The following is a 21,379-nucleotide window of genomic DNA, read 5'->3' as shown; positions in this document are numbered from 1 at the left end:
CGCGCCCGCGCGAGCGCTTGAACGAAACGATCGCCGGTTGGCGTTCGCCCCCGGCGGCGGGCTGACCGTGTTCGAGGAGAACGGCCCGGCGGCCGTCGCCCGCCACCTGCACCCGGTGTGGAAGGTCGTCCTTCCCGAGCGGGGGACCGCCGTGGCGGGGCGCGTCCGGGGGGCGGGGCTGCTCGTGCCGCCCCAGCTGGCCCACACCGCCGCGGTGACCTCGGCCTACACGGCGCTGTTCGTCGATCCGTGGCTGCTGGGCGCGCCACGGGAGATGACGGCGCTCGACGGGCATGCCGTACGGCGGCTGCGGGACGCTCTGGCCCGCGGCGCCGCCCTGCCCGAGCTCGTGGCGCTGGCCGGGCCCGGCCCGGCGCTCGACCCCCGCGTGGCCCACGCGCTGGCCCTGGCCACCGCCTCCCCGCCCGCCGCCGCCCCCGGCCCGCGCGTCCACACCACCACCATCGCCCCCGGCCTGCCCGTCCACACCGCCACCACCGCCCCCGGCCTGCCCGTCCACACCGCCGACGCTGTCGCCCCCGGGCTGCCCGTCCATGCGATGGCCGCCGTTCCCCCCGGACTGCCCGTGCATGCCATCGCCGCCGATCTCGGGCTGCCCGTCCATGCGATGGCCGTCGATTCCCCCGAACTGCCCGTCCATGCCATCGCCGCCGAGGTCGGGCTGTCCGTGCCGCGGCTGCGCGCCCTGGTCCGCGCGTCCGTCGGGATCCCGCTGGTACGGCTGCGCCAGTGGGCACGCCTGCGCGCGGCCGTCGCCCAGCTCGCCCGCTCCTCGGTGGCGTCGGCCGCGGCGACAGCCGGATTCGCCGACCAGGCCCATCTGGCCCGCACCGCCCGCGCCATGCTCGGCCGCACCCCCGTCTCCCTCTCGACCCACCCCGTGCCGGGCCGCCCCGCGTCCCCGTCCCCCGGCCTACCGGACCCCACCCCGACCGGGTCTCCCGCCGCTTCGGACCCCACCCCCACCAGACCTCCCGCCGCACCGAACCCCACTCCGTCCTCATCCCCTGCCGTATCGGATCTCGCCCCGTCCCCGTCTCCCCGCGAAGCGCCGGGGGCGGCTGCCCGCTCGCGCTGAGGACACCACGCGGCGCCGGGTGACGATCCCGGAAGGCCCTCGGGGGGTCCCGCACGCCGGGTTGCGTTCGAGGGCGCGCCGGCTCCAACCCTTCTGCCGCGGAAACGCCCCCGCGATCCCGGCACCCGGCCGCGGGCCGCTGGGGCACCCGCCGGGGCGGCGGGCCCGGCTCTCGCGGGAGGCCGGCACTCGGCCAGGTGGTCAGCGGGAGCGGAGGAAGGTGAGGGCGGCGAGCACCCTGCGGTGGTCGTCTCCGTCGAGCCCGAGGCCGAGCTTGGTGTACACGCCGGTGACGTGCTTGGCCACGGCCGCCTCCGACACGTGGAGCCGCTGGGCGATCGCGCTGTTGGAGCGGCCCTCGGCGACCAGCGCGAGCACCTCGCGTTCGCGCGGCGACAGCGTGTCGAGCGGGTCGTGGGCCCGGCGGTGGGCGAACAGCTGGTGGATCACGTCCGGGTCGAGGACCGTGCCGCCGGAGGCGACCGCCTCGGCGTCCGCCACGAACTGGGTGATCGCCCCGATCCTGTCCTTGAGCAGGTAGCCGATGCCGCGCGTTCCCGCCGCCATGAGCTCGCCCGCCGCCGCCTCCTCGACGATCTGCGACAGCACCAGGACGCCGAGCCCCGGATGGTCGCCGCGCAGCGCGATGGCCGCCCTCAGCCCCTCGTCGCGGAAGGTCGGCGGCATGCGGACGTCCACCACGACGAGGTCGGGCACCTCGCGGGCGACGGCGTGCAGCAGCTCGCCCGCGCTGCCGACGGCGGCGACGACCTCGTGCCCGAACCTGGCGAAGATGCCGGTCAGTCCCTCCCTGAGCAGCACCGAGTCTTCGGCGATCATCAATCGCATGGGATGCACACCCTGAGCGTCGTCGGCCCTCCAGGGGGGCTGCTGAGCGAGAGGGTCCCGTCGAGCACGCCGACCCGGTCGGCCAGCCCGCTGATCCCGCTGCCGGCCGCGGGATCGGCCGAGCCGGCGCCGTCGTCGCTCACCTCGACGACGAGCCGGCCGTCCGACAGCGTGGCGCTGACGGCGGCCTGGCGGGCCCCGCTGTGTTTGATCACGTTGGTGAGGGCCTCGGAGACGCAGAAGTAGGCCGCCGCCTCCACCCCGGGCGGCGGGCGCACGGGCAGGTCCAGGTCGAGCGTCACGGGCACCGGGCAGTGGCGGGCCAGTTCGGTGACGGCCACCGCGAGTCCCCGGTCGGCGAGCGCCGACGGATGCATGCCCCGCACGACGCGGCGCAGCTCGTCCAGCGCGGCCTGCGCGTGGCCGTAGGCCAGGTCGATGGCCTGCGCCGCACGGTCGGCGTCGGTTCCGACGTCGAGCCTGGCGAGGCCGAGCTGCATGAGCACGGCGGTCAGCTGGTGCTGGGTGCCGTCGTGCAGGTCCCGCTCGATACGCCGCCGCTCGGCCTCGAACGCGTCGACCAGCCTGGCCCTCGACCTGGTCAGCTCGATCATCCTGGCTTCGGCAGGCGCGGTGAGCATGCTGCGCGCCAGCGCCCCCTGCGCCACGGCCATCAGCGTGACCAGGTAGGCGCAGGCCGCCAGCCAGACCAGCGTGGCGAGCGTGCCGAGCGCGTCGGCCACGGGCCCGGCGTCCAGCCGGCCGGCCAGCCAGGAATGGAACGAGCCGACCAGCGAGGTCACGGTCAGCCCGGCGAGGATCAGGACGACCAGGTTGACCGTGGGCAGGACCGTCGCCATCAGGAGCGCGTACCCGATCTGCCGCCAGAGGACGCTCGCGGTCGCCGGCCGCGGCGCGCGCGCCTCGACCGGGTCGATCAGCCGTAGCCGTCTGCGTTCCAGATCCGCGATCAGGCCGCTGAGCGCCCCCACGGCGACAATCAGGATGATCGCGCCGACCACCAGTGCGGCCTGCTCGCCCAGGAACCACAGGAAGGCCACACCGGCGATGCCCGGCAGGCCGGTCACCAGGTAGGCGAGCGCCCGCCAGGGCCACGCCGACGCGAGGAAGCGCAGCGGGTTGCCCGGTATCGCCGGCCATGGCATCACGACTGTGGTCATCAGCCCTTGATCGTCCTGGTGATCTCGCCCCTGGCGTTCAGGAACTGGATCCGCGGGCTGCCGTCCTCGCCGACCCGGAGCACGATACGCGGCTTCCCCTTCCCGTCGGCGAGCGTCAGCCCCACCGACCTGTCGCGGTTCTTGCCGAAGAAGGCCCGCTGCGGAGCAGGATACTTCTCCTTGAACTCCGCCATCGCCTTGTCGCGCTCGGGGCCCGGCGGCATCTCCTGGATCTTCTTGTACTCCTCGTACATGGCCGACAGCGGGGTGTCGGGCCGGTCCTTGACCTCCAGGCCGACGCTCCGCTCGCCCTGGCCCTCCGCGTACCGCAGGACCAGCGTCTGGTCCTGCTTGTACTGGTCGAAGGCCAGCTGCCCGAACGCCTCCGGCTTGCCGTCGACCAGGCCGCTGTGCAGCCCGAGGCCGCCGCTCTCGTCGCCTGCGGAGTTGTAGAACATCATGCCCGGCCGCAGCCCCCCGTTGCCCAGGTCGACGCCGTCGACGACGGCGCCCGGCGACTTCACCCTGTTGGTCAGGACCAGGCGGGGCTTGCCGTCCGGCTCGACGACGTTGATCCGCTGGACGTCGATCTCCTCGAACCTGGCCCTGCCGCCCGCGTCGTCGGCGGTGGCGGCCTGCCCGCCGCCGCCGACGACCACGCCGAGCGCCATCGCCGCCACCACTGCTCCCACCGCGTGGACCCGCGGCCTGATCGTCACTGTTCTCACGCGAGCGATGATCGTCATCGCTCGCGTGAAGGGCAGTAAGGTTGGCGCCCGATCGCGGGTAGAGGTTTCTCTACCTCGATCGGCGGTTCAGGCCGGCTTGCGGGCCTCGATGAGCACCCGCGACGCGTGGGCGACGAACGAGCCGTCCTTGGCGATCCGCTCGTGCAGGTCGCGCAGCCGGTCGCGGTGGGCCTCGACGGTGAAACCGGGGACGATCCAGATCACCTTGCGCAGGAAGTAGACGACGGCGCCGATGTCGAAGAACTCCATCCGCAGCCGTTCCATGCGCACGTCGAGGATCCGCAGGCCGGCCGCCACGGCGTCGGCGGTCTCGACGGCGGGATGGCGCTTGCTGCGCGCCTCGAACTGCGGGCCGAGGAAATACTCGGTCACCTCGAACACGCTGCCGGGTCCGACGTGCTGGGCGAAGTAGGTGCCGCCCGGCCGGAGCACCCTGGCGATCTCGCTCCACCACACGGTCACCGGATGCCGGCTGGTCACCAGGTCGAAGGCCTCGTCGGCGAACGGAAACGGCGGTTCGCCGGAGGTGGCGACGACGACCGCGCCCAGGGGATGCAGCAGCCTGGTCGCTCTGACGATGTTGGGCGGCCACGACTCGGTGGCCACCATGGTGCGCGGCAGCCTCCGCGCTCCCGCCAGCACCTCGCCCCCGCCGGTCTCGACGTCGAGCGCGGCCCCGGCCGTGGCGAGCCTGTCGCTCATCATGCGCTGGTAACCCCAGGACGGGCGCTCCTCGGTCGCCCGCCCTTCGAGCCAGGAGAAGTCCCAGCCGGCGACCGGTACGGCGGCGGCCTCGGCCACCAGGTCGTCGAACGATCGTGTCATGCCTCGATCGTCACACGCTCCCGCAGGTCGCGACGACACTGGCCCATGACTGACCTCCGGTGCCGGCGCGAGCGCCTTGACAAGATCTGCGGGATGCGCCTGTAATGACCTTCGCGTCGCGTGCCGCCGCCCGGGAGGACGGCGGAGGCATGGAGGCGCCGTATCAGGGGGATGATGTCGTGACTTCTCACACTGTCGAGCGCGGTTAACCGCCACGACCCTCCCGCGCGCCTCCCCACGCCCGGCGCCGCGTACTCCCGGTACTCCTGTACTCCTGGGATTCCTTTCACGCCGTCCGTCGGCGTCTTCTGCCCTGTGCGGGCCGTTCCCCGACTTTCCAACGATCTTCATCCACGCCTGGAGCGAACACACGCATGACCAACGACTTCAACCAGCAGATCATCGACGAGTTCCGCGCCAACGCCGGCCAGGTCGGCGCCTTCGAGGGAGCGCGGCTGCTCCTGCTCACGACCACGGGGGCCAGGACGGGCGCCCGCCGTACGACGCCGCTCGGTTACCTGCCCGACGGTGACCGGATGCTCGTCATCGCCTCGGCCATGGGCGCGCCCACCCATCCCGCCTGGTACCACAACCTCCTCGCCCACCCGCGCGTCACCGTCGAGGACGGCGTCTTCACCTACGAGGCCGACGCCGTGGTGCTGGAGGGCGAGGAGCGGGACCGGCTGTTCGACCGCGCGGTGGAAGCCGACCCCGGCTGGGGCGAGTACCAGGCCAGGACGAGCAGGGTCATTCCCGTCGTCGCGCTCCACCCCGTCCACGACGGCCCGCCGGCGGGGCCGATGGGCGAGGTGCTCAGGAAGATCCACGGCTCCTTCCGCAGGGAGCTGGCCCTGATCCGCAAGGAGGTCGCCGCGTCGGGTCCCGGCATCGGGGCGCAGCTGCGCGTCAACTGTCTGTCGCTGTGCCAGGGGCTGCACCACCACCACATGGGCGAGGACACGATGATGTTCCCCTCCCTGGAGGCGAGGCATCCGGAGCTCGCCCCCGCCATGAAGCGCCTGCGTGAGGAGCACGAGGTGGTCGCGCGGCTGCTGGCCCGGCTGCAGGAGCTGCTCGCGGACGACGGGCTCGACCGGGACACCCTCGTGGCCGGGGTCGACGAGCTGACCAAGGAGGTCGAGGCGCACCTCGACTACGAGGAGGAGCAGCTGATCCCGATCCTGAACGGCGGGGTCCGCTGAACGGCCCGTCCCGCTGAACGGCAGGGCCGCTCCCCGATCGCCGGGAAGCGGCCCTTTCCCACGGATCAGCGGGTCAGCCGCGGCCAGCGGAAGACGCGCGGATCAGCCGATGCACCGCGGACCAGCCGGTGCACCGCAGCTCAACCGGTGCACCGCGGATCAGCCGATGCACCGCGGATCAGCCGGTGGACCGTAGGGGGCGGAAGAAGTCCCGCAGCTCCCTGGCCACCTGCTCGGGCTCCTCGTGCGCCATGAAGTGCCCTCCGCGGTCGGGGGTGCTCCAGTGGCGCAGGTCGGCGTAGAGGCGTTCGGCCATGCTCCTGGGAAAGCCCGCGAAGGCGGGCTCGTTGCTCAGCGTGACGGCGGCCGGCACGCCGATCGTGGGGACCGGCTCGTTGAGCCCGTAGTCGTAGTACTGCCGGAAGGACGAGCCGATGGTGCCGGTCGCCCAGTAGAGGGTGGCCACCGTCAGGAGCGTGTCCTTGTCCCAGCGCTTCTCCAGGTCGCCGCCGCAGTCGCTCCAGTCGCGGTACTTGTCGGCGATCCAGGCCAGCAGTCCCGCGGGAGAGTCCATGAGGGCGGCGGCGATCGTGTCGGGCCTGCTCCACATGATCTCGCTGTAGCCCTGGTCGGTGACGTCGTAGGCGGCGAGGGCGTCGAGGAAGGCCTGTTCCTGGGGAGTCGGCGGGACGTCGGTGAAGTCGGAGGTCACGACCGCCGAGGTGATGTGGACGCCGGCGACCTCGTCCGGGTAGAGCGCGCCGAGCCACTGGGTGACCCCGCCGCCGATGTCGCCGCCGAAGGCGCCGAAGCGGCGGTAGCCGAGGGTCCGCGTCATGAGCGCGTGCCAGGTCCGCGCGACGCCCTTGCGGGTGAACCGCTCGCGCGGCAGCTCGGAGAACAGGAAGCCGGGCAGCGAGGGGACGACCACGTCGAAGGCGTCCGCGGGATCGCCGCCGTGGGCGGCGGGGTCGGCCAGCAGGGGCGCGACGCGCAGCATCTCCACGAAGCTGCTCGGCCAGCCGTGCGTCAGGACCAGCGGCAGCGGCTCCGGCGCCCCCTCCACCCGCGTGCCGCGCATGAGCACGAAGTGGACCCGCCGGCCGTCGACCTCGGCCACGTGGTGGGGGAAGGCGTTGAGCGCCGACTCGACCGCGCTCCAGTCGAACCCGTCGGCCCAGTAGGAGACGAGCTCGCGCAGGTAGTCGGGGTCGACCCCGGCCGCCCAGAAGGCGGGGTCGGACGCGGTCGTGAACCGGGTGCGGGTCAGGCGCTCGCGCAGGTCGGTCAGGACGTCATCGGAAACGGTGATGCGAAAAGACTCGAGTGTCATGGTTCCTTCGTTCAGGAGTGACGCGGACGGGCGCGCTCCTGGACGCGGATCAGGCGAACGCGGCGACCAGGAGGGCCCGGGCAGGACGGAAGAACGTCGTCATCAGGCTCACCTCCTCGTATCGTGCGACGCGCGCGACTATACAGGGATACGACCAGTCTGTGCGTGATCGCCAGGCCGGAGGCGGAGTTCGCGCCGGGACCGGCGCGCCTACGGCATGGAGGGGGCTCAGCCCTCGCTGATCACGTATCCGCGCGCCTCCAGCGCCTTCCACGCCCGCCGCAGGTCGGCCGTCCGCACCAGAAGGTAGTCGGTGTCGTACGTCGACAGCGCGAACACCGACACGCCCGCCTCGGCCAGCGGCGCGGTGAGCGACGACAGGACGCCGATGAGCGAGAAGTCCAGCTCGCCCGCCACCCGCAGCGCGCTCCAGCCGCTCTCCACCTGGGCGCCCGGCGGCTCCTCGCCCGTGGCGCAGACGACGGAGACCTCGTCGGCCGTCACCGTCAGGCCGTACAGCTCGGCCGACGGCGGCGGGGCCGGTACGGCGGTGCCCGCCGGCAGCCGGCAGACGGAGTACGCGCGGGAAAGGAGGCGGAGCTCCACGTCCATCACCTCTGAACAGCGTCGGGTAGTTCGGCCACGACGGGCGACAGGGCTTCGAGCGCCTGGGACAGGTGGCCGGTGTCCATTCCGATGGTGATCCTGAACCGCCCTTCGCGTCCGAAGAACACGCCGGGGGCGACGAGAACGCTCGCCTTCCGCCGGAAAAGGTCGCCCGCCTCGACGGAGAACCGGCCGCCCGTACGGCGGGCGGGCCGCCTGCCGTACGGGCGGCGTTTCGGGCCTGACGCTCCGCAGCGGCACCGCTACGGGCGCACCGGCGCCTGCGCGCCGGCCGGGCGGGCGAGTGCCGCGCTGCGGTGCGCGGGAAGCCTCGGGAGCGCGTCGCGGAGCCGCACCCGGCCCGGGATTTGCGGACGATCCCCACCGAGGGGAGATCTGACACAATCCACTGAGGATCTTGAGCGAGATTTGTCCGATCGCTAGGGTGTGCCGAGTGCCACATTCCCCTGGTGTGCGACAAACGCGGTCATCTCGCGGCCTTGACAAGGCCTCGGAGGCCCGCAGCAAACACCGGCGATGGCGGGCAACCCGGGTCCGTAGCAAGATCGTCGCGATGCTGGTCTCCCTGGTGGCCCTGTGGGCGTTCAGCGCGTGGGTCACCGTCTCCGACAGCATCAACCTGCTGTGGGTCACCACGGTCGACGGCAACCTCGTCCAGCCGAGCGAACCCCTGTTATGGGGCCTGCAACGCGAACGGCGCCTGACCATCGGCTCGCTCGGCTCCGGATCGGTGGCCGGCCAGCAGCTGCGCGCGCAGCGCGCGGACAACGACCGGCTGCGGGTGGCGTTCGACGAGTCCGCACGCGCCACCCTCACGCGGTGGGCCGCCTCCGACTCGCTCAACGTCCGCGCCCAGGAGGTGGTCCGGCAGCTGGCCACCCTGCCCGAGCTGCGCTCGGGCGTCGACGCGGGACAGCAGGACCGCCGGCAGGCACAGGCGGCCTACGACGCGCTGATCGACAGCTTCTACGACATGTACGACGCGGCGGCGGCCGTCGACGACGACGAGATCGCCAAGCACGCCAGGTCGCTCAGCGCGATGAGCGTCTCCCGCGAGCTGCTGTCCCGCGAGGACGCGCTGGTCAGCGGCGTCCTGGCCGGCGGTAGCCTCACCCGCGACGACCAGTCCGAGATCGTCAGGGCGAGCACCATCGCCACCTACACCCTGGAGCAGGCCGCCTCCGCGCTGCCCGCCGAGGACCAGCGGGCCTTCCGCGAGTGGCGAGCGAGCGCGCCGGTGACCCGGCTGCGCGCGCTGGAGCACGCCTTGGCCGAGGCCGATCCCACCGGGAGCGCGGCGCCGGTCACCGCCCAGCAGTGGCGCAGCGCCGCCGACGGCGCGCTGTCCGGCCTCAACGCGGTGATCCAGGACGGCGGCGACCGCGTGGTCCAGCAGGCGGTCCCGGTCGCCGTCGGCGTGCTGGTCCGCCTCCTGATCGCCGGTGGGCTCGGCCTGGTGGCGGTCGTCGCCTCGATCGTGCTCGCGGTCACCACCACCAGGGCCCTGCTGGCGCAGCTGAACCGGCTGCGGGCGGCCGCCCTGGACCTGGCCGAGCACCGGCTGCCCGGCGTGGTCGAACGCGTCAGCCACGGCCAGGACGTCGACCTGACCGAGGAGGCGCCGCCGCTGGCTTTCGGGCCCGACGAGATCGGCGAGGTGGCGCGCGCCTTCAACACCGTGCAGGAGACCGCGATCAGGGTCTCGGTCGAGCAGGCGGAGCTGCGGCTGAGCACCCGCAACACGCTGACCAGCCTGGCCCGCCGGACCCAGGGGCTGGTCAAGCGGCAGCTCGACGCGCTCGACGCCATGCAGCGCCGCGCCACCACCCCGCAGGAGCTGACCGACCTGTACACGCTCGACCACCTGGCCGTCAGGACCCGGCGGGCGGCCGAGAACCTGCTGGTGCTGGCGGGCGCCACCCCCGCGCGTACGTGGCGGCGCTCGGTCCCGCTGCTCGACGTGGTGCGCGGCGCGCTGGCCGAGGTCGAGGACTACGCCAGGGTCTCCATCACCCCGCTCGACGACAGCCACCTGCTCGGCAGGGCCGTCGGTGACCTGACCCACCTGCTGGCCGAGCTCATCGACAACGCCGTGTCGTTCTCCCCGCCCTCCACGACCGTCACGGTCAGCGGGCAGCACGTCGCCAACGGGTACGCGCTGGAGATCGAGGACCGCGGCCTCGGCATGTCCGCCGAGGAGCTGGCGGAGGCCAACCGGCGGATCGCCGACCCGCCGGAATTCAAGATCACCGGTACGGCGGCGCGGCTCGGCTTCTACGTCGTCAGCAGGCTCGCGGCCAGGCACGACATCTCCGTGACGCTCAAGTCCTCGCCGTACGGCGGGGTGGCCGCCGTGGTGCTGGTGCCGCGGGAGCTGCTGCAGGAGCCGGAGCACGGCGATCTGTTCACGCCCGCCGCGGCGCACCCGCAGCGGACCGCCCCCGCCACTGCCCTGCCGCAACGGCAGCGCCCCGCACCGCCCACATCGGCACCGCCCACACCGGCGCTCTCCACATCGGCACCGCCGGCTATCGGGGCACGGCCCGCTCCCGGGACACCGGCTGCTCCCGTCCCACGGCCCGCTCCCGTGACGCCGTCGGCGCCGCTGCCCGCGCCCGCACCGGCGTTCGCCGTCGCGTCCGTCCCGGCCCGTCCACCGACCCCGGCCCCGGTGCCGGGAGCCGTACCCGCTTCACGCCCCGGCCAGGCGACGCCTGCCCGGAGCACCGGCCAGCCGCACTTCACACCCGGAGGTCTCCCCCTGCGCGTGCCCCAGACCAGCCTCGTTCCCGAACTGCGCCAGCACCCCGCCCCCTCCGCCGCCGGCCCGCCGCCCGACGAGCACGTGCCGCACATCGCGGATGACGAGCACGAGCTGCGCACCCGCTTGGCGGCCCTGCAACGGGGCACCGTCCGCGGTCGCGCCGCCGCCGAGCGCCTGCTCGGCGGTCGCGACCACCACGGCGATCAGGAGTCGACATGACCACGGCACAACTGAACTGGCTGCTCAACGACCTGGTCACCCGGGTCTCCGACATCCGGCACGCGATCGTCCTCAGCAGCGACGGGCTGCTGCTCGCCACCTCGGACGGGCTCGAACCCGACGACGCCGACAGGCTGTCGGCCGTCGCCGCCAGCCTGCAGAGCCTCGCCGCGGCCGCCGCCGACTACGCGGGCGGCGGCCAGATCAAGCAGACACTCGTGGAGTGGCAACAGCTGATCCTGCGCGTGACGATCGCGGGCCACGGAGCCCGGCTGGCCGCGCTCACCACCCATGACGCCGACCTCGGCCTGCTGGCCTACGAGATGGAGATGCTCATCGCCAAGGTCGGCCAGCACCTGTCGACCAGCGCCCGCCTCACGCCGGCCGACGCCGCCGACCTGAGGGCAGGTGAGGTCGCTTGACGACCCGTCCAGGCACGCCCGAGCACGAGGTCGATCCGAGCCTGCTGCGCCCCTTCGTGATCACCAGGGGACGCACCCAGCCGGCCCGCGGCGCCTTCGCCCTGATCACCCAGGCGATCGCGGTGGCCGAGGTGGCCGACCGGCCGGCTCCCGGGCTCGACCCCGAGCACGCGGCGATCCTGCGCCTGTCCAGGGCGCCGATCGCGGTGGCCGAACTGGCCTCCCACCTGGACCTGCCGCCGGGGGCGATCTGCGTCCTGCTCGGCGACCTCCTGGAACACGATCTGATCGACGTGCAGCATCCCCACCCCGACAGCGACATCCACGACCCACGGGTCTACAAGGCGGTACTCGATGGTCTTCGCTCTCTCTGAACGGCGCCGCATGCCCAACGCGGTCAAGATCCTGATCGCGGGCGGTTTCGGGGCGGGCAAGACCACCATGGTCAGCGCCGTCTCGGAGACGCGGACGCTGCGTACCGAGGAACTGCTCACCGAACGCGGCGTCGGCGTGGACGACGTCTACGGCGTCTCGGCCAAACGCTCCACCACCGTGGCGATGGACTTCGGGCGCATCACGCTGAACACCGACTACGTGCTCTACCTGTTCGGCACCCCTGGCCAGGAGCGTTTCTGGTTCCTCTGGGACGAGCTGGCGCTGGGCGCGCTCGGCGCGGTCGTCCTGGCCGACACCCGCAGGCTGGGCGACTGCTTCGCCGCCGTCGACTACTTCGAACGGCGCGGCACGCCCTTCATCGTCGCGGTCAACTGCTTCGACGGCGCCGAGCAGTTCGAGGTCGAGGAGATCAGGCTCGCGCTCCAGCTCGACGCGGCCATCCCGATCCTGCTGTGCGACGCCCGTGACCGCGGTTCCAGCCGCGACATGCTCATCGGCCTGATCGACCACGCGCTCCAGCGCCGCCTGCTGTACTCGGCGCCCTGACGGCGCCGCCTTCCTCGCGCTTCATCCGCCTTTCATCTCCGCCCCCCACACTGTCACGGACAGACCGACGCAAGGGCGTGGGAAAGGCCGAGGCAAGGGGTTCGGGTGAGCATCACCGCCGAGAAGGGTCTTCAGGCGCCTGGGACGGTGCCGCGGCGCGCGCGCAGGCGGTGGCTGTCGTGGCTGGTGGCGACGGCGCTCGTGGCGTGGGCGGTCGTGCGGGTCTTCGGGCTGGAGACCGGCTCGTTCCTGACCCAGCTGATGACGCTCACGCCGTACGGGCTGGCGCTCGGCGCGGTCGCGGCGGTGACGCTGGCCGTACGCAGGAGGGCCGCGGCCGTGCCGGCGCTGGCCGCGTGCGTGGCGCTGGCCGCCACCGTGCTGCCGCGTGCCTTTCCCGAGCCGCTCACGGCGCGGGGGCCCGCGCTCAAGGTGCTGTCGATCAACCTGTTCTCCCGGGCCGACGCGGAGGCCGTGGTCGCGCTGGTGCGGGAGTACGACCCTGACGTGTTCAGCGCGCTCGAACTGGGGCCCGAGACGGTCAGGCGGCTGGACGCGGCGGGGCTGGACAGGCTCATGCCGTACCGGGTGCTGCAGCCGGCCTGGGGCGCGACCGGCAGCGGCCTGTTCGCCAAGCACCCGCTGACCGAGGAGAAGGGGCTGTTCACGCCGATCGGCCACAACATGCCCGCCGCCACCGTGACGCTGCCGTCGGGGGCCAGGGCGCAGGTGGTGGCGATCCACCCGAACCCGCCGCTCGGGCCGATGGTGACCGAGTGGAACGCCTCCCTGAAGGCGATGCCCGCGCCGTCGCCCGACGTGGTGCGGGTGCTCGCGGGCGACTTCAACGCCAGCCTCGACCACCGGGCGCTGCGCGACCTGCTGGCGAAGGGGTACGTCGACGCCGCGACGGCGGTGGGCAGGGGGCTGACCCCGACGTGGCCGCACGGGCGGCTGCTCCCGCCGCTGATCGCCATCGACCACGTGCTGGCGGACCGGCGGGTGGGCGTGGCCAGGGTCGAGGTGCGCGACGTGCCCCGCACCGACCATCGGGCGGTCTTCGCCGAGCTCCGCCTCCCCTGACCGGGCCGGCGGCGCCGCTCGCCGGTACCGTCAGCGCCGGGTGAAGGTGCCCAGCCCGTTCTGGTCGAGATGCTGGACGGTCACCGCGGTGGCCCTGCCGCTCTCCCCCACGGCGAACCGTGCACCGGACCATCCGGCGGCGTTCTCGCCCCGGGTGAGGAAGGCGAAGGTGTCGCCGTCGTAGTGGCGCAGCGGGAAGGCCATCCCTTTGGGCCCCTCGGGGCCGAGCCGCATCACCAGCCCGCCGTGCTCGGCGGCCACCCGCATCGGCCCGTAGTAGGCGTTGCCGTAGGTGCCCGTGTAGGCGCCGGCCGGACGTGCCGGCCTGGGGGCGGCGGGAGGCTTGGCGTAGTCGATCGGCGATCGCTCTTCCTGCTCCATGGCGGTGAAGAGCCGGCCGAAGAAGGCGAGCCAGTCGACCGTCGGCCTGCCGTGCTGGGCGATGTCGAAGAAGGTCGCGGCGACGGCCTCGGGCAGGCCCACCGGTTGGCCGTTGGTGAGCACCACGATCCCGAGGCTCTCGGTCGGCAGCAGCGTCGCCGTGGTCGCCGCCCCCAGGGCGAAGGCGCCCGAGTGGTTGAGCCGCAGCCGTCCCAGCTCGTCGTACATCACGTTCCAGCCGAGGCCGTAGAACCCGGGCTCGCCGTACGGAGCGCGGGGCGGGAGGGAGACGATCTGCGGCAGGTGCGTCCGCTGGAGCGCGGCCGGGTCGACGACCGTCCTGCCGCCGAGCTTGCCGTCGCCGAGTTGCAGCCGCATCCACGCGACCAGGTCGCGGGCGGTGGAGCTCGCCCCGCCGGCGGGCGACTGCGCCTGGGCGTCGCGGGTGTACCTGGCCGTCCAGCGGCCGTCCACCCTGACGTGGAGGGCGGCCCGGTCGGGCGCCGTGGCGTAGGCGGAGAAGAGCGAGCTGGTGGAGGTCATGCCCAGCGGCCGGTACAGCACCTGGGACGACAGCTCCTCCCAGGTGACGCCGCGGGCCTTCGCCGCCGCCTCCGCCGCCGCGGTGAAGCCGAAGTTGGTGTAGGCGTAGCTCGCCCGGAACGGCGCCAGCGGCTCGTAGCGCAGGTGGCCGAGGATGTACGGCCGGCCGTAGCCGAGGTCCTCGAGCAGGTCGCCCGCGTGGTCGGGCAGGCCGCTGCGGTGGGCGAACAGGTCGGCCAGGGTGACGTGCCGGCTCACCCATGGGTCCTTGAGCGCGAAGCCCGGCAGGTGCTTGACCACGGGGTCGTCCCAGGTGACCGTCCTGCCGCCCACCACCCCGGCCACCACGGTCGAGGCCAGCGGCTTGGAGAGGGAGGCGAGCTGGAAGACCGTGTCGGGGCCGACGGGTCGCGGGTCGCCGACCCGGCGGACGCCGTACCCCTTCAGGAACACCGTGCGGTCCTGGCGGACGACGGCGGCCGACAGCCCCGGCACGCCTGTCCTGGCCATCATGTCGCGGATGACACCGTCGAGGCGGGAGACGGCGAGATCGACCCGCGCCCGGGTGAGCGAGGGCGCCGGCTGGGCGGGCGGCGCCGCCGACAGCGTCGGCGCGGGGGCCGGCGGCGTGACGCGGGCCGGATGGCCCGCGTCACCGGCGCCGCACGCGGTGACGGCCAGCGCCCCCGCTGCCGCCAGGCCCGCGCACCGTCGCGTCAGTGTCACTCCACAAAGCGTAGCCAGGCGGTGTTTCCGCAGATCGCACCGGGTCACCGCCTACCTGCGCGCTACAGCGGAATCGCCCCGGTGATGGTCGTGCCGGCGCCGTGGACGTCGTTGACGGTCAGCTTGCCGCGCAGCGCCGCGAACCGTGCCATGGGCGCGGCGAAGCGGTCGGCGGCCGGTTCGGGCGAGCCCGCGCCGTCATGGCTGATGGTCAGCCTGAGCCCGTAGTCCCCCGACGTGACGGCGATGGAGACCCTCCGTGTCCCCTGGCGGCCCTCGAGCTGGCGGAGCACCGTGGTGATGGTGTTCCGCACCGCCTCCGCGGCCTCGCCGGTGACCGGCGATCGGGGCAGCGCCCAGATCTCGACCGCGACGCCGGTTCGTGCCGACCAGTCCCGCGCCGACGCCTCGAGCGTCGGCCCGAGGGCGTCCGGCTCGGCCAGGTACAGCTGCATCGCCATGCGTCCCCCTGTTCCGCTGCCCGGTGGACGGGCAGCCCCCGTTGCGCGAACCCCTCGGCGGGCGTTCGCGCTCACCCCGAGTCTGGCGCTCCGTCGTGTCCCGCGCGACAAGATCGAACGAGCTCGTCGGTGCTTCGTCCGACCGGGTGCCTCCTCGGCCGCGCCGTGCGGGCGATCACACCGGGCGGTCCGGAAACGCATGATACGGGCCTGACATTACGGGGGCAGCAGGGTTTCGGAACCCCGGTGAGTCAACGTGTCAGGGCTTCACGCGGACCGCCACCTCCACGCCCACCGGCTGCCCGTCCTCCAGCAGCCCGATCTGGCGGACCTGCGACAGCGACACGTCCACCCCCTCGCTCTCCACCGCCGCCAGCAGGGCGAGCACGGCCGGGTGCGCCGCCCCGTCCACGACCGGGACGTCCTGCTCGAACCTCCACCGGACCACCATCTCCTCGCCGGGCTCGATGGTGCCGCGCTCCACGTCGGCCCAGTCGGCGGGCGGCGGCTCGGCGACCGGCCAGCAGCACACCACCTCCGTCTCGGTCTCGCTCCCCCGCGCGGCCCTGATCGTGGTCCAGAACGCCCCCGTCGGCGGGTTGCCCGCGGCCGACAGCCGGCGCCACAGCCCGGCGAACAGCTCGTCGGCCTGCTCGTCGTCGACCACGTCGGCCGGAAGGGTCACGCCGGCCCAGTGCTGCCGCCGCGCCTGCCGTACCTCGGTCCGCCATCGCACCGGACCCGCCAGCAGCCGGTCGAGGGCGGCGAGGGCGGCGTCCTGGCGGTCGCGCTCGGCGGCCAGCCTGGCGCGGTGGGCGGCCAGCGTCGCCGCCGCCGTCTCGGGGTCGCCGAGCAGCGCCGGCGCCTCGGCCAGCGGCAGGCCGGCCGAGCGGGCCGCCCTGAGCCGGAGCGCCGTGTCGAACTGCGCGGCGCTGTAGCGGCGGTGCCGCGACCACTCGTCGACGGAGGCGGGCGGCAGCAGGCCCTGCTCGCCGTAGAGGCGCAACGCCTTCAGGCTCAGACCGGTCAGCTCGGCGAATTCCCCGATGTTCATCATGCGCCCAGTGTGTGACCTTCCCCTGGGGCAGGTTCAACTCAGGCGGGCGCGTCCGGCGGGGAAGGCGGTGCCCGTACGGCGCACCCTCGGCGTACGGCCGAGCGAACATCGAGCCCGAGCCCGGCTGCCCGCCTGAGCGAGCGGCTGCCGGGGGCGCCGGCCGGGGGCGCCTGCGGATGCCGGGGCGCCATGCGGGATGCTGTCCCCGCAACCGGATCTTGGGAGGCGGGCGCCCATGGGCGAGCGCGGACGTCTGACCCTGCGCGTGCTGCGCGGCGCGGCCCTGACCGTCGTGGGCTTCGCGCTCCCCACCGCGGGCGTATGGCTGGGCGTGCGCACCGGCCTGTGGGACCTCGCGGTGATCATGTCCACGCTCGGCGGCTTCTGCCTCATCGCCGGTCCGGTCTGGCACGCGCCGACCCAGCCGCGGAAGGCCCAGGCCGCGGTCGCCCTGCTGGCGCTGGGCGTGCCGGTGCTGCCGGCCTACTGCCTGACCCTGAAGGAGGATCTCGCCTTCGGCGACCTCATCAGGTACGGCACGGCCGCCGTCTGCCAGGTCAGGAGCGCGACCGTCAGGAAGGTCGACGAGGAGGTCACGAGCTCCGGGGCGCCCGTCCGTGACTACGTGCTGGCATGCCCCGGCGGCCAGGTCGAGCACAGCAGTACCAGCTCCCCTTCGGCCGACAGGACGCTGAAGATCCGCTACGACCCCGAAGGGCGTACCACCGCCGTGATGACCGACTGGGACTACCGCGACCACGCGGACAGGCAGCGGGTCCTGCCGTGGTACCTGGCGGGCCTGGTGGCGGCGACGGGGCTCTCCTGGGCGCTGGCCGCCCGCTCCCCTGACCGCGTCCGCCGACGCCACCACCCCTGACCCCGAACCCCACCACCTCCGCCACGACCCGCCCACCCGTTCAAGACGCCTCCCCCGAACCCCGCCCAGGCCACCCCACCCACCGTGATTCTCCCGAACCCACTCAGGCCGCCCCACCCACCCCCCACCCGCCACGGGTGACCGGGGCCGCACCAAAGAAAAAGGACGACCCTGGCCGCGGGGGCGCGGGCCAGGGTCGTCCCGGATGGGGGACGACCGTGGCCGGCGGAGCACGGCCACGGTCGTCCTGCGGACAGTCCTGGGCCGCGGGGCTTCGGCCAGGACCGTCCTGGGGTTATGGCTTGGGGTGGGCCATGAAGAAGTCCCACGAGATGCGTGAGGCGTCGGGCCCGAGCGGGTCACCGTACCGGCTGCACGTGCAGCCGCTGGGCCACCGGTGGCCCATGCCTTCGACGAAGTAGGCCTCGATCACCGACTCGCCCGTGTCGGCCTGGTTGTAGGTGTAGTGGGTGAAGGCGCGGCCGTTCTCCGTGGCCTGCCTGGTGGTGTCGGCGACGGCGTCGACGTCGTCGTCGTCCACGCCGCCGTCGAGCGCGAGGTCGTCGGTCTGCGCCCACTGGGTGACGGTGTCGCGGCCGAGCTGCGCGTCCACGGTGGTGTCGGCCAGGCCGTGGAGCACGAAGGCGGGCACCTTGCGGGCGTAGGCGCCCATCGCCTGGTAGGCGTAGAGGCCGTTCTGCTCGGGTGTCGCGTTCTGGTCGCCCGGGAACGGGCCACCCGCCACGCTGCCGATGGCGGCGTACACGTCGGGGTAGGTCGCCCCCATGATCACGGACATGGCCGCACCGGAGGAGGCGCCGATGACGTAGGTCCTGCGCGTGTCGACCGTGTACTGCGAGCGGACCTTCGCGGTGATGCCGGCGATGATCGAAGGTTCGCCCTTGTCACGTATGTGGTTGCCGGCGGGGGCGAAGTTCCAGCAGCGCAGCAGGTTGGCCAGGATCGACTGCTCGGGGTAGACCACGATGAAGCCGCGGGCCTCGGCCAGCTCGTTGTATCGGGTGAGGTCCTCCATGTCCTTGGCGCTCATGTTGCAGCCGTGCAGGGCGACCAGCAGCGGCATCGGCGTTCCGGGCTGGTAGGAGGACGGGACGTAGCCGCGGTAGCCCCTGATGCCCGCCGCGTTGGTGTAGGTGCCGGTGAAGGTGGTACCCGCCGCATGCGCGGGGGTCGCGACCAGCGTGGCGGCCGCGAGAGCGAGCGCGACGGCGATGGCGAAACGTTTCAATCGTGCCTCCGTGGGGTGGGGTGGCCGAGGCTTAGGGGAGATCGTGGGCCAGCGGGGTCGCGAAGTCGATGGGCCGGCGCAACCGACCCGCGCCTTCGGGCTGTGCCGGAGCACAGGATCGCCCGCTCACGACGCGGCTGTGCCCGGGCACACGATCCCCGTTCACCACCGCGTCGCCGTATCCGCCCGCGCCCGAGTTCCCCCAGCGCGACCCTCGGCGCCGCCACCCGGGCGCCCGCCACACCATGCCAGACCGCCAGCGCGGCCCCACCACCGTCACCCCATGCCAGACCCCCAGCGCGGCGCCGTCGCCTGCGCGGCCGTCACGTCACTCATGGCCGGGGGAAAGATGTCCTCGCCGGTGGCGCGACGCTCCAGGAACGGGAGGGGGACGGCCGGCCGGTGCGCTCAGGTCTGGCGGCGTTGCCGCATCTCGGCCTCGTGGACGTGCCGCCTGCCGCCGAGCAGTTGGGTGCGGGCCTGCCGTTCCAGCTCCTTGAACGTCTGGTAGTAGCCGTCGTCGTACTCCTCGACGATCTGGAAGGTCCACCGGCCGGGCAGGACCTCGCGGCCGAGCAGTTCCGTGCGGATGCGCCGGGCCAGTTCGTCGCAGCCCGCCGACTCCAGCAGGTCGACCACGTCATCGAGGGTCCGGTCGGCGGTGCCGGTGAGCTGGTGGAAGGAGTAGAGGTGCCCGCGGGCGCGCTCGGTCGTCTCCAGCGCCTCCGACAGGCGGCCGAGGCCCTCGACGACCGCGTCGCCGGCGCCTTCGGGGCGACGGTGGTCAGGGTCGGGTGTGTACGGCATGGTTGCCGGATACCCGTCCGGGAGAGATCGATGCGTCCGGCCACGGCGGCCGATCTCCCCGCCCCGTCCCTGACGCCTCTCATGAACGGCAGGACACCACATGCCCAAAAAGCCCCCAAACCATCCCAAATGACGACTTCAAGGAAGGGGGTGGGGGCAGGACTCACCGCGGACATCGACCCACTCACACGATGCGGAGTTCTTCGCCCATGGCCCAGAACGCGGCCCGGAACGAGGTGGCGGTCCTGGAACCCGCGGCCCAGCAGTTCGCTGACGCCGACGCCAAGGAACCGTTCATCTCACCAGCCCCCGACCGAGGAGGGTCGCGGGATCCTCGAAGACCTGCAGTCCGACCCCAGCGTGCCCAAGCCCGACGTCACCGATGAGTGGATCAGGGTGAAGGGCGGGCCGACGGGGACCGGCCCGGCCCGCGTCGTCAGGCCGGCCGGCGCCCGGGGGACGCTGCCCGTGATCCTCTACATCCACGGCGCCGGCTGGGTGTTCGGCAGCGTCGACACCCACGACCGACTCGCGCGCGAGCCGCCGGGCACCGGCTGACCCACGCTCGTGGGGCTTGTGATCACGGGGCAAGCCCCACGTCAAGGCGGCCCGGCATGGCCTCACCTACCCCTGGCGGGGGCCGCGGCGGCGGCTCCTACGACCGCCCGCCGGCCAGGGTCAGGCCGAACATGCCGACGGTCGCGCTCCTCCACGACGGCGAGTTGGAGGCGGCCTTCAGCCTGATCGAGCCGGTGCGGGTTCAGCGGGTGACCGTCCGCAGTGATTCCACGAAGCCGGCGAGAAGGCGGGCGAACTCGGCGCGGTCGGCGGCCGGCCAGTCGTTCATGGCCTCGGCGTAGATCCGCTGCCGGAAACCGTGGATCTCGGCCGACAGGCGGCGCCCGGCCGGCGTTCGTACGAGCAGGGCGCGGCGGCCGTCCGCCTGGTCGGCCTCACGTCGCACCAGGCCTGCCGCCACGGCCGCGGCGACCAGCTTGCTGGCGCGCGGCTGGTCGATGTTCAAAGCAGTGGCCACGCTGGTGACGGTCGCGGCGTCGCCTGCCTCCTCTGCTTCCTCGATGACGTCCAGCACCTCGGTGCCGGCTCCCGGCGCGGTGCTCGCCGCCATCTCACGGCCGCCGCCCGAACCGGCCATCTCACGGCCGCCGCCCGAACCGGTCGTCTCACGGCCGTCCGAACCGGTCGTCTCACGGCCGTCCGAGCCGGTCGTCTCACGGCCGTCCGAGCCGGTCGTCTCATGGCCGTCGCCCGAGCCGGTCGCCTGGCGGCCTGCGGCGAGCCGTGCCAGGGTGCGCCGGCTCTGGCTGCGGCGGATGGCCACCATGGCGCGTTCGATCGTCTCGATGTGCTCATCACCGTTGCGTTCCATGATCTGCAAGTATATGCTCCCGAACACTTACTTGTTATATGACATCTATATGGAAAAGGACATGATGATGGAACGCCCCATCGGCTACTGGCTCAAGCACCTCGACCGTCTCATCGAAGCCACGGCTGAGCGTGTCTTCGCCGACCAGCAGCTCACCCGGAGGCACTGGCAGATCATGAACGTCCTGCATCAGTCTCCGCGGACCGCCGCCGACCTTGCCGAGGCGTTGCGGCCCTTCTGGACACCCGGCGCGGTCCCCCTGGAAGACGTCACCGGCGAGCTCACGCGTCGCGGCTGGCTCGCCCAGGACGACGCGGGCCGCTACACGCTGACAGCGACAGGCCAGGCCGGGCACGCCGCGGTGCACGAGAAGGTGAACGGCATCCGCTCCACCTTCCTCACCGGCCTCACCGAAGAGGAGTACCGCCGAACCATAGACGTCCTCCAGCGCATGGCCGGCAACCTGGAGCGTGCCGCCGCCGAGTAGCGATCGCGGCCGGCGGCGCAAGGCGTCTGGCGACCGACTCGCCGGCGCTGATCGCCCTGGTGAGCCTCGCCGCGTCGCTGACACCGGCTCCGACCCCAGGCACGGC

22 protein-coding genes are annotated in these 21,379 nt (G+C 72.9%); 10 read left to right on the top strand and 12 right to left on the bottom strand.

From position 1 onward, the window contains the following. Positions 1-37 precede the first annotated feature (37 nt). Positions 38-1,099, top strand: coding sequence for a helix-turn-helix domain-containing protein (locus ACWENQ_RS38670; RefSeq protein WP_452418698.1), 1,062 nt, complete (start codon positions 38-40; stop codon positions 1,097-1,099). Between the two features lie 201 nt (positions 1,100-1,300). Here the strand turns inward: ACWENQ_RS38670 and ACWENQ_RS38665 are convergent, their stop codons facing one another. From ACWENQ_RS38665 to ACWENQ_RS38650, 4 genes are all read right to left on the bottom strand, one after another. Next, complete coding sequence (locus ACWENQ_RS38665) at positions 1,301-1,948, bottom strand: response regulator transcription factor (protein ID WP_449929258.1); 648 nt, start codon at positions 1,946-1,948, stop codon at positions 1,301-1,303. Further along, complete coding sequence (locus ACWENQ_RS38660) at positions 1,939-3,129, bottom strand: histidine kinase (protein WP_452418697.1); 1,191 nt, start codon at positions 3,127-3,129, stop codon at positions 1,939-1,941. Before ACWENQ_RS38660 ends, ACWENQ_RS38665 begins: the two co-directional genes overlap by 10 nt. Further along, positions 3,129-3,857, bottom strand: a complete 729-nt coding sequence (locus ACWENQ_RS38655) for a hypothetical protein (protein WP_452418695.1) — start codon at positions 3,855-3,857, stop codon at positions 3,129-3,131. The genes ACWENQ_RS38660 and ACWENQ_RS38655 overlap by 1 nt, the downstream gene beginning before the upstream one ends. 87 nt (positions 3,858-3,944) lie before the next feature. Continuing rightward, positions 3,945-4,703, bottom strand: coding sequence for a class I SAM-dependent methyltransferase (locus tag ACWENQ_RS38650; RefSeq protein ID WP_449929252.1), 759 nt, complete (start codon positions 4,701-4,703; stop codon positions 3,945-3,947). 374 nt (positions 4,704-5,077) lie between these two features. Here ACWENQ_RS38650 and ACWENQ_RS38645 point away from each other — a divergent pair, with 374 nt between their 5' ends. After that, the gene (locus ACWENQ_RS38645) at positions 5,078-5,905 is read left to right on the top strand and encodes a nitroreductase/quinone reductase family protein (RefSeq protein WP_449929250.1); all 828 of its coding nucleotides are present in this window, start codon (positions 5,078-5,080) and stop codon (positions 5,903-5,905) included. A 178-nt stretch (positions 5,906-6,083) separates the two neighbouring features. Here ACWENQ_RS38645 and ACWENQ_RS38640 read toward each other — a convergent pair whose 3' ends face one another. Together ACWENQ_RS38640 and ACWENQ_RS38635 are read right to left on the bottom strand one after the other, a co-directional pair. Continuing rightward, on the bottom strand, positions 6,084-7,238 hold the full coding sequence (locus ACWENQ_RS38640; protein WP_452418694.1) for an epoxide hydrolase family protein: 1,155 nt from the start codon (positions 7,236-7,238) through the stop codon (positions 6,084-6,086). Positions 7,239-7,466: 228 nt separating this feature from the next. Next, positions 7,467-7,844: an ACT domain-containing protein gene (locus ACWENQ_RS38635; RefSeq protein WP_449929246.1), complete on the bottom strand. Its 378-nt coding sequence runs from the start codon at positions 7,842-7,844 to the stop codon at positions 7,467-7,469. 574 nt (positions 7,845-8,418) lie between these two features. Between ACWENQ_RS38635 and ACWENQ_RS38630 the strand changes: the two genes are divergently transcribed. The 5 genes from ACWENQ_RS38630 (at position 8,419) to ACWENQ_RS38610 (ending at position 13,295) form a co-directional block, all read left to right on the top strand. Further along, on the top strand, positions 8,419-10,848 hold the full coding sequence (locus ACWENQ_RS38630; RefSeq protein ID WP_452418692.1) for a nitrate- and nitrite sensing domain-containing protein: 2,430 nt from the start codon (positions 8,419-8,421) through the stop codon (positions 10,846-10,848). Continuing rightward, a complete protein-coding gene (locus tag ACWENQ_RS38625; RefSeq protein ID WP_449929242.1) occupies positions 10,845-11,270 on the top strand; it encodes a roadblock/LC7 domain-containing protein in 426 nt (141 codons plus the stop codon). Before ACWENQ_RS38630 ends, ACWENQ_RS38625 begins: the two co-directional genes overlap by 4 nt. Next, positions 11,267-11,644 carry a DUF742 domain-containing protein gene (locus tag ACWENQ_RS38620; protein ID WP_354918051.1) on the top strand — a complete coding sequence of 126 codons (378 nt, stop codon included), beginning with the start codon at positions 11,267-11,269 and terminating at the stop codon, positions 11,642-11,644. Before ACWENQ_RS38625 ends, ACWENQ_RS38620 begins: the two co-directional genes overlap by 4 nt. Further along, on the top strand, positions 11,625-12,212 hold the full coding sequence (locus tag ACWENQ_RS38615; protein ID WP_354918048.1) for a GTP-binding protein: 588 nt from the start codon (positions 11,625-11,627) through the stop codon (positions 12,210-12,212). The genes ACWENQ_RS38620 and ACWENQ_RS38615 overlap by 20 nt, the downstream gene beginning before the upstream one ends. Positions 12,213-12,317: 105 nt before the next feature. Further along, positions 12,318-13,295 carry an endonuclease/exonuclease/phosphatase family protein gene (locus ACWENQ_RS38610; protein ID WP_452418691.1) on the top strand — a complete coding sequence of 326 codons (978 nt, stop codon included), beginning with the start codon at positions 12,318-12,320 and terminating at the stop codon, positions 13,293-13,295. 30 nt (positions 13,296-13,325) lie between these two features. Here the strand turns inward: ACWENQ_RS38610 and ACWENQ_RS38605 are convergent, their stop codons facing one another. From ACWENQ_RS38605 to ACWENQ_RS38595, 3 genes are all read right to left on the bottom strand, one after another. Next, positions 13,326-14,945, bottom strand: a complete 1,620-nt coding sequence (locus tag ACWENQ_RS38605; protein WP_452418690.1) for a serine hydrolase — start codon at positions 14,943-14,945, stop codon at positions 13,326-13,328. A gap of 62 nt (positions 14,946-15,007) precedes the next feature. After that, on the bottom strand, positions 15,008-15,406 hold the full coding sequence (locus ACWENQ_RS38600) for a hypothetical protein (RefSeq protein WP_452418688.1): 399 nt from the start codon (positions 15,404-15,406) through the stop codon (positions 15,008-15,010). 259 nt (positions 15,407-15,665) lie between these two features. Beyond that, entirely contained in the window at positions 15,666-16,463 is a 798-nt protein-coding gene (locus ACWENQ_RS38595; protein ID WP_452418686.1) for a MerR family transcriptional regulator, read from the bottom strand. 235 nt (positions 16,464-16,698) lie between these two features. Here ACWENQ_RS38595 and ACWENQ_RS38590 point away from each other — a divergent pair, with 235 nt between their 5' ends. After that, positions 16,699-17,340 carry a hypothetical protein gene (locus tag ACWENQ_RS38590; RefSeq protein WP_452418684.1) on the top strand — a complete coding sequence of 214 codons (642 nt, stop codon included), beginning with the start codon at positions 16,699-16,701 and terminating at the stop codon, positions 17,338-17,340. Between the two features lie 295 nt (positions 17,341-17,635). On the opposite strand, the gene ACWENQ_RS38585 is transcribed toward ACWENQ_RS38590, so the two are convergent. Further along, entirely contained in the window at positions 17,636-18,589 is a 954-nt protein-coding gene (locus ACWENQ_RS38585; protein WP_354918032.1) for an extracellular catalytic domain type 1 short-chain-length polyhydroxyalkanoate depolymerase, read from the bottom strand. 408 nt (positions 18,590-18,997) lie between these two features. After that, positions 18,998-19,396, bottom strand: a complete 399-nt coding sequence (locus tag ACWENQ_RS38580; protein ID WP_449929227.1) for a hypothetical protein — start codon at positions 19,394-19,396, stop codon at positions 18,998-19,000. A gap of 360 nt (positions 19,397-19,756) precedes the next feature. Here ACWENQ_RS38580 and ACWENQ_RS38575 point away from each other — a divergent pair, with 360 nt between their 5' ends. Then, entirely contained in the window at positions 19,757-19,954 is a 198-nt protein-coding gene (locus ACWENQ_RS38575) for an alpha/beta hydrolase (protein ID WP_452418683.1), read from the top strand. A 202-nt stretch (positions 19,955-20,156) separates the two neighbouring features. Here the strand turns inward: ACWENQ_RS38575 and ACWENQ_RS38570 are convergent, their stop codons facing one another. Next, positions 20,157-20,786: a MarR family winged helix-turn-helix transcriptional regulator gene (locus ACWENQ_RS38570; protein WP_452418681.1), complete on the bottom strand. Its 630-nt coding sequence runs from the start codon at positions 20,784-20,786 to the stop codon at positions 20,157-20,159. On the opposite strand from ACWENQ_RS38570, the gene ACWENQ_RS38565 reads away from it, so the two are divergent. Beyond that, a complete protein-coding gene (locus ACWENQ_RS38565) occupies positions 20,785-21,273 on the top strand; it encodes a MarR family winged helix-turn-helix transcriptional regulator (protein WP_452418679.1) in 489 nt (162 codons plus the stop codon). The two genes, ACWENQ_RS38570 and ACWENQ_RS38565, sit on opposite strands and share 2 nt — an antisense overlap. Positions 21,274-21,379: the final 106 nt, after the last annotated feature.

Source organism: Nonomuraea sp. NPDC004354 (assembly GCF_053602555.1).
Note: the sequence above shows the minus strand (reverse complement) of the source record. Positions and strands in the feature narration are given on the sequence as shown.